We start from the raw sequence: 14,998 nt of genomic DNA, 5'->3' as shown, positions 1-14,998 counted from the left end.
CCGGCGGGCCGGGCATAGACTCCCGCCCATGCCCACGGCGTTCGAGCATCCCGAGGATCAGGCCCAGTACCGTCGCCCCGCGCACCGCGCGGGCGTGGAGCTGTACCACGCCCACATCCTGCGGCACAGCTTCGAGCCGCACACGCACGAGGCCTACGGCCTGGGCGCGATCACGGACGGCGTGGGCCGCTTCCGCTGGCGCGGCGGCGAGCACCTCGCGCCGCGCGCCACGCTGATGCTGATGAATCCCGAGGACATCCACACCGGCGAGGCCGCCACCGCCGATGCCTGGGGCTACCGCATGGTCTACCTCGACGAGCAGTTGCTCTCCGAGCTGTACGGCGGTCCCGCCTGGCGCTTCGACGCCGCGGTGGCGCACGACGCGGCGGCCGCGACGCAGGCCGCGGCGCTGATCGCCGCGCTGTGGCGCGCCCGCGAGCCGCTGGCCTTCGACAGCGCGCTGCTCGAGCTGGTCCAGGGCCTGAGCCGCCACGCCCATCGCGCGCCGGTGCGGCCCGAGGGCGCGGCGCCGCGTTTCGCGCCGGTGATCGAGCACATGCGGGCCCACCTGGACGAGTCGCTGGACACCGCCCGGCTGGCCGCCGTCGCCGGGCTCAGCCCCTTCCATTTCCTGCGCAGCTTCAAGGCGCAGCACCATGCGACGCCGCAGCAGGCGCTGATGGCGCTGCGGCTCAACGAGGCCAAACGCCAGCTCGCCGCTGGCCATGCGCCGGCGCAGGTCGCCGCCGCCGTCGGGCTGACCGACCAGGCGCACCTGACGCGCAGCTTCGCGCGCCGCTACGGCCTCACCCCGGCGCGCTACCAGCAGCAACTCGGTACAAGACGCCGGGCCTGACGCGGCGCGACACTGCGTCGCATGCTGTCCGGATTCCTGTTCGCGCTCGCCGCCGGCCTCATGTGGGGCCTGGTCTTCGTCACGCCGCTGCTGCTGCCCGACTACCCGGCCGCCATGCTGATGGCCGGCCGCTACTTGGCCTTCGGCCTGCTGGCGCTGCCGCTGGCGTCGATCGACTGGCGCGAGCTGCGGCGGCTGACGCGGGCCGACTGGACGGACGCGGTCAAGCTCAGCGCGATCGGCAACTTCCTCTACTACCTGACGCTGGCCGCCGCGATCCAGCGCGCGGGCGGGCCGCTGCCCACGATGATCATCGGCACGCTGCCGGTGGTGATCGCGGTCTGCTCCAACCGCCGCAACGCGGCGCGCGACGGCCACTACCGCTGGCGCGACCTCGCGCCGGCGCTGCTGCTGATCGCGCTGGGCATCGGTTGCGTCAACCAGGTCGAGCAGGCGGCGCTGGCCCCGCAGGCGCTGGGCCGCTACCTGCAGGGCGCCGGCCTGGCGCTGATCGCGCTGGCGTGCTGGACCTGGTACCCGATCCGCAATGCCGACTGGCTGCGCGCCCATGCCGACCGCAGCCCCCGCGCCTGGGCCACCGCCCAGGGGCTGGTGACGCTGCCGATGGCGGCGCTGGCCTTCCTGGTGCTGGCGGTCGCCGACGGCGCCGGCCTGCCGCTGCTGCCCGCCGGCTTCGACTTCCCCGCCGGGCCGCGCCTGTGGCCCTATGTCGGACTGATGATGGCGGTCGGGCTGTTCGCGTCCTGGCTCGGCACGCTGTGCTGGAACGAGGCCAGCCAGCGCCTGCCCACGACGCTGGTGGGCCAGCTCATCGTCTTCGAGACGCTGGCCGCGCTGGTCTACGCCCAGGTGCACCGCGGCGCCTGGCCGCCGCTGATGGGCGTCGCCGGCGTGGTGCTGCTGGTCGGCGGCGTCTGCTGGGCGCTGCGCCTCAAGCCGGTGCCACCGGCCCGGGAACGGCATCTGCCCGCCTCGTCGGCATGACGGCGGCCCCCGTGCCGTCGTCCCCGAGGCCGGTAAAAGTCGGTGCCATCGGCGCCGGCCTCTGCAGAATCGACGGATGCCCATCGCCCCACCTCACGCCCGCTGTCAGGCCCAATCGCTCAACGAGCCGCTCAACGAGCTGCACATCCAGCCGCTCGACGAAACGCTCACCCAGCCGCTCGACGAGACGTTCACCCAACCGCTGGCGCGGTCGCTGACCTGGCCGTCCCCCCAGTTCCGCCGTGATGCTGACCCGACCCGGCGCGCGCTGCTGCGGCGCGCTTCGGCGCTGACCCTGGGTGCGACCTCTGCGGCGCTCGGCGCCTGGCCGGCCCGGGCCGCACCTGACGGCGAGGCGAAGGCGGAAGCCCAGGCCGAGGCCGGCGTGACCGAAGGCCGCTGGCACGACCGGTCCCGCCTGCGCGACATTCCCTGGCGCCTGCGCCTGCCCGAGGGCGACGGTGCGGTCGCGCTGGTGGTGTTCTCGCACGGACTGGGCGGCAGCCTTGACGGCGGCACCGAGTGGGCGCAGGCCTGGGCCGAGGCCGGCGTCGCGACGCTGCATCTGCAGCATGCCGGCAGCGACCGCGCGATCTGGCGCGGCGGGCTGCCCGCGGTCAAGGCCGCCGCCAGCGCCGAGCAGCTGGTCGAGCGCGCCCATGACGTGCAGTTCGCCGTCGAGCAGCTGCTCAAGCTGCGGCAGGACCGCAACGGCCCCTGGTCGCGGGTGCGACCGGAGGCGCTGGGCATGGCCGGGCATTCCTTCGGTGCGCAGACCACGCTGGCGGTCGCCGGCCGCGACTACCAGGTGCGCGGCGCGCCGGACCTGTCGGAATCGCACTTCAAGGCTTTCGCGGCGTTCAGCCCCTCGGTGGGGCACGGCGCCGGCGGCATCAAGGGCATCACCCGCCCGATGCTGTGCCTGACCGGCAGCCTCGACGGCAATCCGCTCGGCCCGGAGCGCGACGGTCGCTACCGCCGCGCCGTCTACGACGCGCTGCCGGCCGGCGCCAAGGCCCAGCTGTGGCTGGAGGGCGCCGATCACATGAGCCTGGGCGGCGCCGGCGAGCGCGGTGCCGGTTTCGGGCAGCGGCTGCTCGGGCGTCCGCGTGAACGCGCGCCGGAGCGGCTGGCCGCGCATCACGCGGCGCTGGTCAAGTCGATCAGCACCGACTGGTGGCGCTGGCGCCTGCTCGACGACGAGGCCGCGATGACGCGGCTCAAGGCGCCCAAGGGCCTGGACGCGGACGACGAGTGGCTGCAGGGCTGAGCGCGCGGAGCGCCGCCGGCGCGCGGCCTACGCGGCCAGCTCGTCCGGCGGGCTCATCAGCAACTGCTTGGCCAGCGCGCCGATGCGGCGCAGCGCGCGCGGATGCTCGGGGCCCCACTTGCCGCCGACGCCCAGCCGCACGCAGTTCCGGAAGCGCGGGCTCGCCGAGAACATCATCCCCGGCGCGATGACGATGTGCTCGGCCAGGCACGCTTCATAGAGCTGCGCCGAGTCGAGCGCCTCCGGCAGTTCCACCCACAGGATGAAGCCGCCCGCGGGGTCCGACACCCGCGTGCCCTTGGGGAAGCTCTCGGCGATCAGCTGGCGCGCCTCGTCGACGCGGGCGGCGATGGTCGCGCGCAGATGCCGCAGCGCCGCGCCGCTGCCGGCCTGCGTCAGCAGGTCGGCCAGCGCCAGCTCCAGCACGCTGGTCTGCGCGCCCGACTGCACCGCCTTGGTCTGCCGCAACACCCGGCCCCAGCGGCCGGCCTCGACCCAGCCCAGCCGCAGCCCCGGCGCGATCGTCTTCGAGAAGGAGCCGCAGATCATCACGTGCCCGGTCGTGTCGAAGGACTTCACCGCGCGGCGCTTGTCCTCCTGCTCGGACAGGTCGTTGTAGAGCACGTCCTCGATCAGCGCGACGTCGTGCCGCGCCAGCATCGCGGCCAGGCGCCGCCGCTCGGGCACCGGCAGGCAGGCGCCCAGCGGGTTGGACAGCGTCGGCACCGTCAGCACGGCCTTGACCTGCTGCGTCTCGAAGGCCAGCTGCAGCGCGTCCAGCGACATGCCGTGACGCGGATGCGTCGGGATCTCCAGCGCGCGCAGGTGCAGGCTCTGCAGGATCTCCAGGAAGCCGTAATAGGTGGGCGACTCCAGCGCCACCACGTCGCCGGGCTTGCAGACGGCGCGCAGGCACAGGCTGATCGCCTCGATGCAGCTGTTGGTGATGACCACCTCGTCCGGGTCCAGCACGCAGCCCAGCCCGAGCGCATGGCGGGCCACCGCGCGTCGGGCCTCCTCCATGCCGGGGCCGATCGGGTAGGTGCACAGCAGCTCGCGATGGCGCATCACGGCGCGGGCCATCGCGCGGCGCACGCGGTCCTGGTCGAAGAGTTCCGGACCCGGGCAGGCGGCGCCGAAGGAGATGAAGCCGGGATCCTGCGACAGGGCCATCACCTGCGCGCCGAGCTGGTCCAGCTGCACCATGCGCGAGGCGGTGTCGGGCCGGGAGACCCGCGGCTCCGGCAGGCGCGGCGGCCGCGCGGCGACGAAGTAGCCGGAGCGCGGCCGGGCCTCGATCAGCCGGGCATCCTCGAGCCAGCGGTAGGCCTGCACCGCCGTCGACAGCGACACGCCGTGCTGGCCGGCCAGCTCCCGCACGGAGGGCAGCCGCTCGCCGCGTTTCAGCGTGCCCGCCCGGATCGACCGGGCCATGCGGTCGGCGAGTTGCATATACAGCGGTAGCAGCGGCGCGTCCATGCGTCGATTCTGTGTGTTCCGGGTTGGCAATGACCAATACAGATCAGCGGCAAGCCGTCCAGCACAGGTCACGGTCGTGCGCGCGCTGTATGCGCCGCATCGGTCGGCCGCTGTGGATGGAGCGCCGCACAGCCGCTTCCTATCGTTGGGCCATGCAACCGCTGCGCCTCCTCCCTCCGCTGTTCCGGCCCCGGCTCTCGCCCGCGCCGGCCTTTGTCCCACCCGCGCCCGGCCTGGAGGCGATCGTGCTGCCGACCGACGGCCGGCCCGTCACGCTGCGCCTGCGCCGGCCGGTGCGCCTGCGGGTCTTCGGCGGCCGCGCCTGGATCACCCGCGCCGGCTGCGCCGACGACCATTGGCTCGAGCCCGGCCAGGTCTTCGAGCTGCCCGCGCCGCCGACTTGGTTCGGGTGGCGGATCTTCGCCAGTGGCGAGGGGGCGTCTTTGGTCACTTTGAGAGCAGAACCGCCCATTTGAGCGGCTGTACGCCGCCGGTTTCCCGCTATAACTCCGCCCTCGACGCTGGCGGACGCCTTCCAAAAGGGGGCGCCCGCGATACCGACAACAACGGGACACCGTCCCGCGAGGGAGTTGACATGAATCGATCCGCGATGTGGCGGGTGACGCGCCTGGCCGTGGCTGGCGCCGTCGGGGCGATGCTGCTGAGCGCATGCGGCGGCGGTGGGGGAAGCAGCGGCACGCCGGTGGTGGGCAGCGGCGAGACCGGTGGCGGCACGGTCGGTGGTGGCGGCACGGGCAACGGTGGCAACACCGGCGCGGTGCTCCAGCCCAGCGCCGCCTACGCCCAGCAATGCGCGCCGGGCAACCCGGAGGCCAGTCAGCGCAGCGGCTCGCTGGCGACCGAGAAGAACTGGATCCGCGCCTACTTCGACGAGGCCTACCTGTGGCGCGAGGACGTGCCGTCGATCGATGCCTCGGCCCCGCGCTACAGCGGCAGCGATGTCGAGACCGCGCTGGACAACTACTTCGACGACCTGCGCTCGCCGGCGACCACCGCCAGCGGCAAACGCAAGGACCAGTTCAGCTTCATGATGAGCACCCGCGAGTGGAACGCGCTGTCGCAGGGCGGCGTCGAGCTCGGCTACGGGATCGAATGGCGGATGAAGTCGGCGACGCCGCCGCGCGGCCTGCGCGTCGCGTTTGTCGAACCGGGCAGCGCCGCCGACCGCGCCGGCGTGCGCCGCGGCGACACGCTGGTGAGCGCCGACGGCGCGGCGGCCGATGTCAACGACGCGGCGGGCGTCAAGACCCTCAACGGCGCGCTGTTCCCCGACACCGCCGGCGCGAGCCACCGCTTCGTGCTGACCGCCAATTCCGGCGCGAGCCGCGACCTCACGCTGGTCGCCGGCAACGTCACCAAGACGCCGGTGCCGACCCGGCAGGTGCTGACCGCGACCGATGGCGGCAAGGTCGGCTACCTGGTCTTCAACGACCACATCCTTCCGGCGGAAGCGCAGCTGATCGCCGCGATGCAGGACTTCCGCGGCCAGGGGGTGTCCGACCTGATCGTCGACCTCCGCTACAACGGCGGCGGCTATCTGTTCATCGCCAGCGAACTGGCCTACATGATCGCGGGCAGCGCGGCGACCTCCGGCAAGACCTTCGAGCACCTGCGCTACAACAGCCGCCGAGCCGCCGAGACCAACAGCGAGGATTCGAAGACGCCGTTCTACGACCAGTCCTGCCTGATGACGGCGGACGGCCGTTGCAGCTCGCGGCAGCCGCTGCCGGCGCTGAACCTGCGGCGCGTGTTCGTGCTGGCGCAGTCGGGCACCTGCTCGGCCAGCGAGGCGCTGATCAACAGCCTGCGCGGCGTGGACGTGGAGGTCGTGCTGGTGGGCGGCACCACCTGCGGCAAGCCCTATGGCTTCACGGCCAAGGACAACTGCGGCTACAGCTACTTCCCGATCGAATTCGTTGGCGTCAACAACAAGGGCTTCGGCGACTACGCGGACGGCTTCGTGCCCGCGGGCAGCGGCGCCACGGGCGTGAAGGGCTGCGCGGTGGCGGACGACTTCGAGCACGCGCTGGGTGACGCCAACGAGGCGATGCTGGCCGCGGCGCTGCAATACCGCGCCAACGGCAGCTGCCCGGCGGCGAGCGCCTCCGGCACGGGCCTGGCACGCGCGACGGCGACGCGCGCCGGCGGCGAGGATGCCGTGGCGCTGCAGTTCAAGAAGCTGGCCGCGCGCAGCAACCGCATCCTGGGCGGGCGGCCCTGAGGCGGCCCTGAGGCGGCGCGTTGGGGCGCAGCACAGGGGCGCCCATTCCGATTCGGCCTCCCGCCGGGCCCGTCCTGATTCGCCGTCGATGTCCCACGCGCGAGCGCCATGACAAAAGGCCGCCCGAGGGCGGCCTTTGTCGTCATCGGGCCCAGCGCTGGACGCACGTCCAAGCGCGTCGGCGCTCAGCGCCAGCTCACAGCTTCGGGATGCGGATGCGGCTGATCATCAGCGAGCCGGAGACCGCGAACAGCAGCACCAGCGGATGCAGGGTGAAGCCGCCCAGCTTGATGGCGCCGAACCACAGCGCGTCGCCGATCGCGCCCTGCCAGGCGGCAATCCACAGCACGATCACCAGCAGCAGCGACGTGGGGATGGGCGTGCCCTCGAAGTAGGCGACCTTGTCGCTGCCCGCGGACAGGCTTTCGGCGGTGATGTTGTAGCGCGCCAGGCGCGACACGCCGCTGGCCACGAAGAAGCCCAGCACGATGCGGTCCCACAGGCCCTGCATGCCGCAGCCATAGGCGATCACGGCCGGGGCGACGCCGAAGGAGATCACGTCGGCCAGCGAGTCCAGCTCGCGCCCCATCGCGGAGCTCTTCTGGCGCCAGCGCGCGATGCGGCCGTCCAGCACGTCGAAGACCAGCGCGGCCGGGATCAATGCGCAGGCGTAGTACAGGTGCTGCGTCAGCCCGGTCTGCAGGAAGGTCATCACCGAGAACAGGGCGCCCACGCCGCAGAAGGCGTTGCCCAGGGTGAACCAGTCCGCCAGATGGAACTCGCGGATCATGGAGAAAGGCTTGGGTCGGTTCATGGGGAGCGAGCATAAGCGAAGGCCCTTGGCCTCGCGGCAAAGGCCGCGCCCGCCCCCCTCGGGCGGTATGTCCCCTCTCCCCTTCAGGGGGAGAGGGAGGGGTGAGGGGGTTCTTCGAAGGCCTAAGGCGTCTCGACCTTGGGCACTTCGGGGGCAGTTGTCATCCGCGACCAGGCCTTGCGCGCCAGATGCCGCGCCAACAGCCCGGCCGGCATGCGCAGCCAGTGCGAGCGCACATACAACGCGACCTCCGCCATCGCATGGCCCGGCAGGCGGCAGCCGTCATGGCCCGGCCGCAGCAGGCGCCGGTAACAGGCATCCAGCAGCCGCAGCGCCAGCGGTCCCGGCGGCGGCCCCAGTTCCTCCGGCAGCGTGTCCGGATAAGGCGTGTCCAGCAACTGCCGCGTGTAGCGCAGCGCCAGCCACAGCGGCCGCGTCAGGCCGATGCGCCGCGCGCGCGCCGCCAGCCGCGGCCAGAAGCCCTCGATCGCGCCGAACTCGCGCAGCAGCGCATCGAGGTCGAACAGGTCGCGCAGCCCGTTGGGCAGTTCGCCCTCGTGGAACAGGTGCGCGGCGCTGTGCAGCAGCATGTCCTCGGGCGGCAGCACGAAGACGCCAGCGAGCCCGGGCAGCGGGCGCGGCGCGTCGAACAGCGCGCGGCTGTCCAGCGGCGTGCGTGCCGTCGGCGGCAGCAGCGTGTGGTGCACGTCCAGCGAGGTGCCGCGGCGCTTGTGGTGCAGCGGCGGCAGCTCGTGCATCCACTCGCGGTAGTAGCGCTGGTCGTAGGCGTCCAGGCCGTCGTCGAAATCCCAGCCGTGCACCAGCAGCGTCGTCTCGCAGCGCGGCAGTTGCTCGGGCGGGATCAGCAGGTCGATGTCGCTGAACAGCCGGCCCGGTGCGGGCGCATGCCCGCCCAGCGCATAGGCGGCGCCCTTGAGCAGGATCAGCGGGCCAGGCAGCTCGGCCAGCGTCTGCCGCAGCAGTTCGACCTCGCGCCGCAGCATCTGCACCTGCCGCCGCGACAGCAGCAGCGCCGAGCGCAGGTGGGGCTGCACGGGCAGCGGCAGCGTGTCCAGCCAGCCGCCGGTTTCCATCTGCTCGGCCAGCCGGCCGGCCAGGTTGGACCGCCGCGCCTGACGCAGCAGCAGGTCCCACTCGGTCAGGCTCAAGCCGGCGGCCACCGCGGGCTGCAGCAGCACGCGGATGAGCAGCGGGCGGCGGCGATCGTCGCGCCGGGCGCTCATGGCGCGGACTCCTCGAGCGCGTCGAAGCAGGCCAGGGCCTCGTCGAGCCGGCTGTACTCGAAGCGATGGCAGCCGCAGCTGTCGACCAGTCTCCCCAGTGCCTGGAAGCCGGCCAGGCCGTGGACGTCGTAGTTGAAGGACTGCTCCGCCAGGTCCATGAAGGCGCGGGCGCGCTCCACCGGGACGAGCTGCGCGGCCGCGTCGGCGCGCCACGCGGGCAGCACGACCCAGGCCGGGCGGGCCGGCGCGAGCCGCGCGTCGATCGCGTCCTGCGGCGCCCGCACCAGCGCGACCGTGCCCTTGGCGGTGTTGGGCATGGAGGCGCTGAACACCGCCTCCGGCGCGAAGGCGCGGATCAACGGGATCGAGGCGTTTTTCAGGTTGATCGGCCGCGCCATGCCGTGGACCAGGCCGGTGGACATGTCCAGCAGCCCCAGTTCGTCCGACAGCAGCCGCCAGCCACGATGCGCCAGCGCCGCGCACAGGGTGCTCTTGCCGGAACCCGGTGGCGCCGGCATCAGCAGCGCGCGGCCGCCGCGCTCCAGCACCGCCGCATGGATCAGCAGGTACTGATGGGCGTGGGCGGCGATGCACCAGTTGATGCCCCACTCCAGCATCGCCAGCGCCTGCGCGGCGGGCAGCGGCGTGAAGGAGCGCTGGCCGTCGAACCAGAATTCGGCGCGGCCCTGCAGCCGGCTCAGCCAGTGGGGACTGCGCAGCACGGCGACGTGGAAGTCGACGAATTCGTCATCGCCGGCGACTTCGAAGTCGCGGTACATGGTCGCCACGTCGGCGGCCAGGTGCGGGATGTCGGAGCGCACGCGCACGGTGAACGGCGACAGCCGCAGCGTCACGCCGCCGTCGCGCATCCGGGCCCGCAGCCCGGCGGTGCCGACGTCCTGCAGTCTCAAGCGGCCGGCTCCTCCACCGGGCCTTCGGCCAGCAGGTGGATCTCGGCCAGCCGGCGCAGGTGCAGGTCCAGCAGCTCGGCCAACGCCTCGGGCGTGGGCGGCTCGTCCCAGTCGATGTCGCGGGCCAGGCGCTGCAGCAGCTGGTCGCGGTCCAGCGGCCCGGCGGCCAGCCATTCGGCCAGCTGCGCGCCGAGCGCGGCGATCAGGTGGGTGTCCCCGGTGTCAGGGTCGAAATAGACCGCGTGCTGTTCGCCCTCCCAGGCGAGCAGCACGTCGTTGAGCGAGGGCCTGCAGTGCCAGGCGGCTCCGGCCATCAGGCCACGAGCCAGTTGCTGTACAGGTAGTTCTTGAAGTCGGCCTGCGTCCAGGCCGCGCCGGTGGAGTTGGCCGGCTTGAAGATGCCGGGGCCCTGCGAGGCCATCTGCAGCAGCATGTCCTGGCCGGTGGCCGAGAGCACGCACTGGTTGACCTTGTTGCCGGCGAACAGGGTGTTCAGGCGCGCCACGATCATCATCGTGCCGTAGCCCGCCGAGTCGTTCTTCAGCAGGTTGTAGACATTGGCGGTGCCGCTGACGTTCTTCAACCCGGCCGGGAACAGCTTGGCCACGGTCAGGTTGTTGCGCGCGTAGGTGAGCGACTTGCCGGAATACCACTGGGCGATCACGTAGTTCCAGGGGGCGTTGCCGCCGCGCACCAGGGACCGGCCGGTGTTGTCCTTCCAGTTGGCGATGTACCAGCACTCGGTGTTGTTGATCACCGCGGCATCGGCGCGGGCCTGCACGCTGGCGCCGCCGTTGCGCAGGATCGCCGAGCCCCAGGCCGAGGTGGTGTTGCAGTGCCAGGCCATCGCCGGCCGGCTGGCCAGCGTCAGGCCCACTGGCACCACGCCCGCCTGGATGAAACGACGGCGGCGCTGCGAGACGACGGTGCCCGCGGCGGTTGCCGGGGTGGCCGAGGGCTGCTGGTGGGTGTCGCTGCTGTTGTCCATAAGCTCAGCTTTCGTGGTGCACGGGCCCCAGGAAGGGGCGGACGCTCAAGCGGATCGGCGCTCCCGTCCGACCTGCGACCGCAGTGTTTCATACAAGGCACCGACCGGAAACCCCGACCAACCCCTTGAACGAGTGGCGTGCGGCGTCCCTCCGACGATGGATAAGTTAGCGCGGGCTTTCGGCGAATCCTTTGAGGCCAAACGAATCATCGCCGGCGTGGTGCGCAAGCGCCTCCGCGCCTTGAGCCGAACGCGCCATGCCGTCCGCCCTGTTCGAGCGACAGCGCCCGCTGCCGGCGTCCGTCGTCATTCCGCCTCGTCATGCACGACGTCACGGTCGTCGGCGTCCTCGCGCGCCTGGCCGCCGACGGACCGGCGCTTCGCATCGCCCTGGCCGTCCTCATCCAGCCCGTCCTCGACCAGGAAACCGCCGCTCTGATGCGCCCACAGCTTGGCGTACAGGCCGCCCTGGGCCAGCAGCGAGGCATGGTCGCCCTGCTCGACGATGCGGCCCTGGTCCATCACGATCAGCCGGTCCATGGCCGCGATGGTCGACAGCCGGTGCGCGATGGCCACCACCGTCTTGCCTTCCATCAGCCGGTACAGGCTGCGCTGGATCGCCGATTCGACTTCCGAGTCCAGCGCGCTGGTCGCCTCGTCGAGCAGCAGGATCGGCGCGTCCTTCAGCATCACCCGCGCGATCGCGATCCGCTGGCGCTGGCCGCCGGACAGCTTCACGCCGCGTTCGCCGACATGCGCGTCGTAGCCCTGGCGACCCTTGGGGTCGGTCAGTCCGTCGATGAAGTCCACCGCCTCGGCGCGTTCGGCGGCGGCGCGCATTTCGTCCTCGGTCGCGTCGGGCCGGCCGTACATCAGGTTGTCGCGCACCGAGCGGTGCAGCAGGCTGGTGTCCTGGGTCACCATGCCGACCTGGCGTCTGAGGCTGTCCTGCGTGACTGTGGCGATGTCCTGGCCGTCGATCAGCACCCGGCCCTTGTCCACGTCGTAGAAGCGCAGCAGCAGGTTGACCAGGGTCGACTTGCCGGCGCCCGAGCGGCCGACCACGCCGATCTTCTCGCCCGGGCGGATCGTCAGCGTCAGGTCGTGCAGCACGGTCTTGCGGCCGCCGTAGCTGAAGTCGACGTGGTCGAAGCGGACCTCGCCCCGGGTCACCGCGAGCGTGGTCGCGCCGGCGGCGTCCTGGATCGCGACCGGGCGCGACAGCGTGGTGATGCCGTCCTGCACGGTGCCGATGTGCTCGAACAGGCTGGCCATCTCCCACATGATCCAGTGCGAGATGCCGTTCAGCCGCAGCGCCATCGCCGTGGCCGCCGCGACCGCGCCGATGCCCACCTGGCCCTGCGTCCACAGCCAGACCGTCATGCCGGCGGTGGAGGCGATCAGGCCCATCGACAGCGCATGGTTGACGATCTCGAAGCCGCTGATCAGCCGCATCTGCCGGTAGGCGGTGCCCAGGAAGTCCTGCATCGCGCCGCGGGCGAAGCCGGCCTCGCGGTTGGAGTGGGAGAACAGCTTGACGGTGCTGATGTTGGTGTAGGCGTCGGTGATGCGGCCGGTCATCAGGCTGCGCGCGTCGGCCTGCGCGGAGGCGGCCTTGCCCAGCCGGGGCACGAAGTAGGTCAGCGCCACCACGTAGCAGGCCAGCCAGCCCAGGAAGGGCAGCAGCAGCGTGGCGTCGAAGCTGCCCACCACGCCCAGCATCGTCACGAAGTAGATCGTGATGAAGACCAGGATGTCGGTGACGATCAGCCAGCACTCGCGCACCGCCAGCGCCGTCTGCATCAGCTTGGCCGACACGCGCCCGGCGAACTCGTCCTGGTAGAAGCTCATGCTCTGGGCGAGCAGGTGGCGGTGGAAGTTCCAGCGCAGCCGCATCGGGAAGTTGCTGGACAGCCCCTGGTACTTGCTCAGCGCCTGCAGCGCGATCAGCAGCGGGCTGGCCAGCAGGATGCCGCCCAGCAGCAGCAGCTTGTCCTGCTGGGTCGACCACCACTGCGCGGGCGGGACCTCGCTGAGCCAGTCGACGACCGAGCCCAGCATCGAGAACAGCAGCGCCTCGAAGGCGCCGATGGCGGCGGTCAGGACGGTCAGCACCAGGATCAGCTGGCGCATCCCGTGCGAGCCCGCCCAGACGAAGGCGAAGAACCCCTTGGGCGGTTGCGGCGCCGGGGTCTGCGGAAACGGATCGACGAGTTTTTCGAACCAGCCAAACACGGCGGTCTCCCTGTCACTTCTGCGAGACCGAGCAGCCTACAGGAGCCGTGTGGCGGACGCATCCCACCCCCGCTTCGGTGGCGGGTGGGTGCGGTGAATGGGGGGATTCGCCGGCCCGGCGGGGCGATCAGCGCGCCGGCAGGGGCAGCAAGCGGCCCTGCGCCTGCCGCGGCGCGGGAATGTGGAGCAGGGCCGACAGCGTCGGTGCGAGGTCGACGATCTCCACGCGCTGCTCGATGCGGCCCTGCCCGACCCAGGCCGGGCCCCAGGTCAGCAGCGGCACGTGCGTGTCGTCCTCGTAGGGGCTGCCGTGGGTCGTGCCCATCAGGCGCGAACCGAAGATCCAGCCCGGCTTGGGCACCACCTGCAGCGGCGCCGCGATGCCCGGATACCAGGACCTGCGCATCTGCTCGAGGTAGGGCGTCGCGGTGTCGGTGCCGGCGAGCTGCGCCCGCGTGAACGCGACCTGCACGCCCTCGACCTGCTGCACCAGCGCCTGCGCCGCCGCATAGACCTCGTCCTGCTTCAGGCCCTTCGCCTGGATGGCGGCCTCGTCGAAGATCAGGCCAGTGCCGGACAGGCCGACCACCCAGCGGCCTTCGCCGAACTGTTTCGCCAGTCCCGCGTTGACGAAGCCCACGGCCTGTGCCGGATTGATCCGGCCGGCGTCGCGGCCTTGCGACTTCGCCCATTCGGGTGTGTCGGTGAAGCCGTGGTCGGCGGTCAGCACGGCGACGTAGTTGTCGCGGCCGACCTTCGCGTCCAGGTATTGGAACCACGACTGCAGGTGGGCATCCAGATGGAGGAAGTGGTCGTGCGACAGCCGCGACTCGGGGCCGAAGGCGTGGTTGATGTAGTCGTGGCTGGACAGGCTCACCGACAGGAGGTCGGTCTGCTCATCCGCGCCGAGCCGCTCGCCCTCGACGGCGGCGCGGGCGAAGGCCAGCGTCAGTTCGTCGCCGAACGGCGAGGGCAGGATGTTGCCGTAGAAGCGCGGACCGGGGCCGTCCATGCCGGCGCCCAGGACGGCTGGCAGCCGGTTGCCGTTGCCGCTGTTGGCCTGCCAGGGCTGGCCGTCCGGCACGCTGCGCGCGTAGGCGGCCTCCGGCAGCATCGGGGCCCAGGTCTTGCCGAAGAACTGGTCGGCCGGCTTGGCGGCGTTGAAGGCGTCGACCCAGGCCGGATGCCGGTCCATGTAATAGGTGGAGGACGCGAATTGGCCAGTGCCGCCCATGTACATGTAGGCCGTGCCCTTGTGGCCGGCGGGCAGGATGGCGCCGCGGTCCTTGCCGGAGATGCCGATCACCTTGGCGGCGGGCTGCAGCGTGCGCAGCACGTCGCCGACGGTCTCGACCTTGTAGTTCTCCGGGCTGGTGCCGGCCAGGGGCTCGGTGTTGTTGCCGATGTACTGGTAGCGCGGATCGGCGGTGTTGTATTGCGGCGTGCCGGTCATCGGATCGCGCCACTCGTTGCCGATGATGCCGCTGCGCTGCGGATAGGCGCCGCTGAGCATGATCGAGTGACCGGCTGCGGTGACCGTGTAGCCATGGCCGTAATACGCGTTGGCGAACCAGGCGCCGCGGTCCAGGAAGCGTTTGAAACCGTCGGGCTGCAATTGGTCGCGGTAGCCCAGCACCTGCCGGATGGGCAGGCCGTCAATCACCATGAAGACCACCAGTCGGGGCGATTTCTTCGCCGTGAAGGGGGAGGCGGTGGGGTCAGGGCTTGCCGCGACCGGTCCGGTGGCGGAGGGAGCAGGCGCGTTGGCGCAGGCGGTCAGCGCGGCCAGGACGGGCACCAGCAGCCAGGTGCGACGGGTCAGGGTCATGGCGGGTCGGGGCTCCGCGGAGCCGCTGAAGCAGGGAGGACTGCGGAGTATCCGCGTCCGGCCGCCACATGGCGGGCGTCTGACAGCTTCCGTGCTCATCCTGCGCAACGGGAAAACCCTGAACCT

General features: G+C 71.5%; 13 protein-coding genes. 5 read left to right on the top strand and 8 right to left on the bottom strand.

Annotated features, from left to right (window positions below; all coding sequences use genetic code 11):
• Positions 1 to 28: 28 nt before the first annotated feature.
• The 3 genes from FHT38_RS21345 (at position 29) to FHT38_RS21335 (ending at position 3,131) form a co-directional block, all read left to right on the top strand.
• A complete protein-coding gene (locus tag FHT38_RS21345; protein WP_183493143.1) occupies positions 29 to 856 on the top strand; it encodes an AraC family ligand binding domain-containing protein in 828 nt (275 codons plus the stop codon).
• A 21-nt stretch (positions 857 to 877) separates the two neighbouring features.
• The gene (locus FHT38_RS21340) at positions 878 to 1,861 is read left to right on the top strand and encodes a DMT family transporter (RefSeq protein WP_183493142.1); all 984 of its coding nucleotides are present in this window, start codon (positions 878 to 880) and stop codon (positions 1,859 to 1,861) included.
• 76 nt (positions 1,862 to 1,937) lie between these two features.
• Positions 1,938 to 3,131, top strand: coding sequence for a hypothetical protein (locus FHT38_RS21335; protein WP_183493141.1), 1,194 nt, complete (start codon positions 1,938 to 1,940; stop codon positions 3,129 to 3,131).
• Positions 3,132 to 3,158: 27 nt separating this feature from the next.
• Here FHT38_RS21335 and FHT38_RS21330 read toward each other — a convergent pair whose 3' ends face one another.
• Positions 3,159 to 4,610 (bottom strand): PLP-dependent aminotransferase family protein, encoded by a 1,452-nt coding sequence (locus tag FHT38_RS21330; protein WP_183483292.1) that lies wholly within the window; start codon positions 4,608 to 4,610, stop codon positions 3,159 to 3,161.
• Between the two features lie 152 nt (positions 4,611 to 4,762).
• Between FHT38_RS21330 and FHT38_RS21325 the strand changes: the two genes are divergently transcribed.
• Positions 4,763 to 5,086: a DUF2917 domain-containing protein gene (locus tag FHT38_RS21325; RefSeq protein ID WP_183483290.1), complete on the top strand. Its 324-nt coding sequence runs from the start codon at positions 4,763 to 4,765 to the stop codon at positions 5,084 to 5,086.
• A gap of 119 nt (positions 5,087 to 5,205) precedes the next feature.
• Positions 5,206 to 6,852: a S41 family peptidase gene (locus tag FHT38_RS21320; protein ID WP_255488883.1), complete on the top strand. Its 1,647-nt coding sequence runs from the start codon at positions 5,206 to 5,208 to the stop codon at positions 6,850 to 6,852.
• Between the two features lie 196 nt (positions 6,853 to 7,048).
• On the opposite strand, the gene FHT38_RS21315 is transcribed toward FHT38_RS21320, so the two are convergent.
• The 7 genes from FHT38_RS21315 to FHT38_RS21285 all read right to left on the bottom strand — a co-directional run bounded on the left by FHT38_RS21315 (position 7,049) and on the right by FHT38_RS21285 (position 14,872).
• Positions 7,049 to 7,666 (bottom strand): phosphatidylcholine/phosphatidylserine synthase, encoded by a 618-nt coding sequence (locus FHT38_RS21315; protein ID WP_091728796.1) that lies wholly within the window; start codon positions 7,664 to 7,666, stop codon positions 7,049 to 7,051.
• Positions 7,667 to 7,788: 122 nt separating this feature from the next.
• Positions 7,789 to 8,910, bottom strand: a complete 1,122-nt coding sequence (locus tag FHT38_RS21310) for a nucleotidyltransferase family protein (RefSeq protein WP_183493140.1) — start codon at positions 8,908 to 8,910, stop codon at positions 7,789 to 7,791.
• Positions 8,907 to 9,821, bottom strand: a complete 915-nt coding sequence (locus tag FHT38_RS21305; RefSeq protein WP_183493139.1) for an HprK-related kinase A — start codon at positions 9,819 to 9,821, stop codon at positions 8,907 to 8,909. Before FHT38_RS21305 ends, FHT38_RS21310 begins: the two co-directional genes overlap by 4 nt.
• Positions 9,818 to 10,135, bottom strand: coding sequence for an HPr-rel-A system PqqD family peptide chaperone (locus tag FHT38_RS21300; protein ID WP_091728785.1), 318 nt, complete (start codon positions 10,133 to 10,135; stop codon positions 9,818 to 9,820). Before FHT38_RS21300 ends, FHT38_RS21305 begins: the two co-directional genes overlap by 4 nt.
• Positions 10,135 to 10,809, bottom strand: coding sequence for a hypothetical protein (locus FHT38_RS21295; RefSeq protein WP_091728781.1), 675 nt, complete (start codon positions 10,807 to 10,809; stop codon positions 10,135 to 10,137). The genes FHT38_RS21300 and FHT38_RS21295 overlap by 1 nt, the downstream gene beginning before the upstream one ends.
• A 306-nt stretch (positions 10,810 to 11,115) precedes the next feature.
• Complete coding sequence (locus FHT38_RS21290) at positions 11,116 to 13,044, bottom strand: ABC transporter ATP-binding protein (RefSeq protein ID WP_183493138.1); 1,929 nt, start codon at positions 13,042 to 13,044, stop codon at positions 11,116 to 11,118.
• Positions 13,045 to 13,171: 127 nt separating this feature from the next.
• Positions 13,172 to 14,872 (bottom strand): alkaline phosphatase family protein, encoded by a 1,701-nt coding sequence (locus FHT38_RS21285; RefSeq protein WP_183493137.1) that lies wholly within the window; start codon positions 14,870 to 14,872, stop codon positions 13,172 to 13,174.
• Positions 14,873 to 14,998: the final 126 nt, after the last annotated feature.

This window comes from Mitsuaria sp. BK041 (assembly GCF_014193085.1).
In the GTDB taxonomy this organism is placed as follows: domain Bacteria; phylum Pseudomonadota; class Gammaproteobacteria; order Burkholderiales; family Burkholderiaceae_C; genus Roseateles.
Note: the sequence above shows the minus strand (reverse complement) of the source record. Positions and strands in the feature narration are given on the sequence as shown.

Excerpts from the sequence above, each read along its gene's own strand:
- FHT38_RS21315 (WP_091728796.1), bottom strand. The coding sequence starts at position 7,666 with ATGAACCGACCCAAGCCTTTCTCCATGATCCGCGAGTTCCATCTGGCG.
- FHT38_RS21330 (WP_183483292.1), bottom strand. The coding sequence starts at position 4,610 with ATGGACGCGCCGCTGCTACCGCTGTATATGCAACTCGCCGACCGCATG.
- FHT38_RS21310 (WP_183493140.1), bottom strand. The coding sequence starts at position 8,910 with ATGAGCGCCCGGCGCGACGATCGCCGCCGCCCGCTGCTCATCCGCGTG.
- FHT38_RS21295 (WP_091728781.1), bottom strand. The coding sequence starts at position 10,809 with ATGGACAACAGCAGCGACACCCACCAGCAGCCCTCGGCCACCCCGGCA.
- FHT38_RS21345 (WP_183493143.1), top strand. The coding sequence starts at position 29 with ATGCCCACGGCGTTCGAGCATCCCGAGGATCAGGCCCAGTACCGTCGC.
- FHT38_RS21285 (WP_183493137.1), bottom strand. The coding sequence starts at position 14,872 with ATGACCCTGACCCGTCGCACCTGGCTGCTGGTGCCCGTCCTGGCCGCG.
- FHT38_RS21335 (WP_183493141.1), top strand. The coding sequence starts at position 1,938 with ATGCCCATCGCCCCACCTCACGCCCGCTGTCAGGCCCAATCGCTCAAC.
- FHT38_RS21320 (WP_255488883.1), top strand. The coding sequence starts at position 5,206 with ATGAATCGATCCGCGATGTGGCGGGTGACGCGCCTGGCCGTGGCTGGC.
- FHT38_RS21340 (WP_183493142.1), top strand. The coding sequence starts at position 878 with ATGCTGTCCGGATTCCTGTTCGCGCTCGCCGCCGGCCTCATGTGGGGC.
- FHT38_RS21325 (WP_183483290.1), top strand. The coding sequence starts at position 4,763 with ATGCAACCGCTGCGCCTCCTCCCTCCGCTGTTCCGGCCCCGGCTCTCG.
- FHT38_RS21300 (WP_091728785.1), bottom strand. The coding sequence starts at position 10,135 with ATGGCCGGAGCCGCCTGGCACTGCAGGCCCTCGCTCAACGACGTGCTG.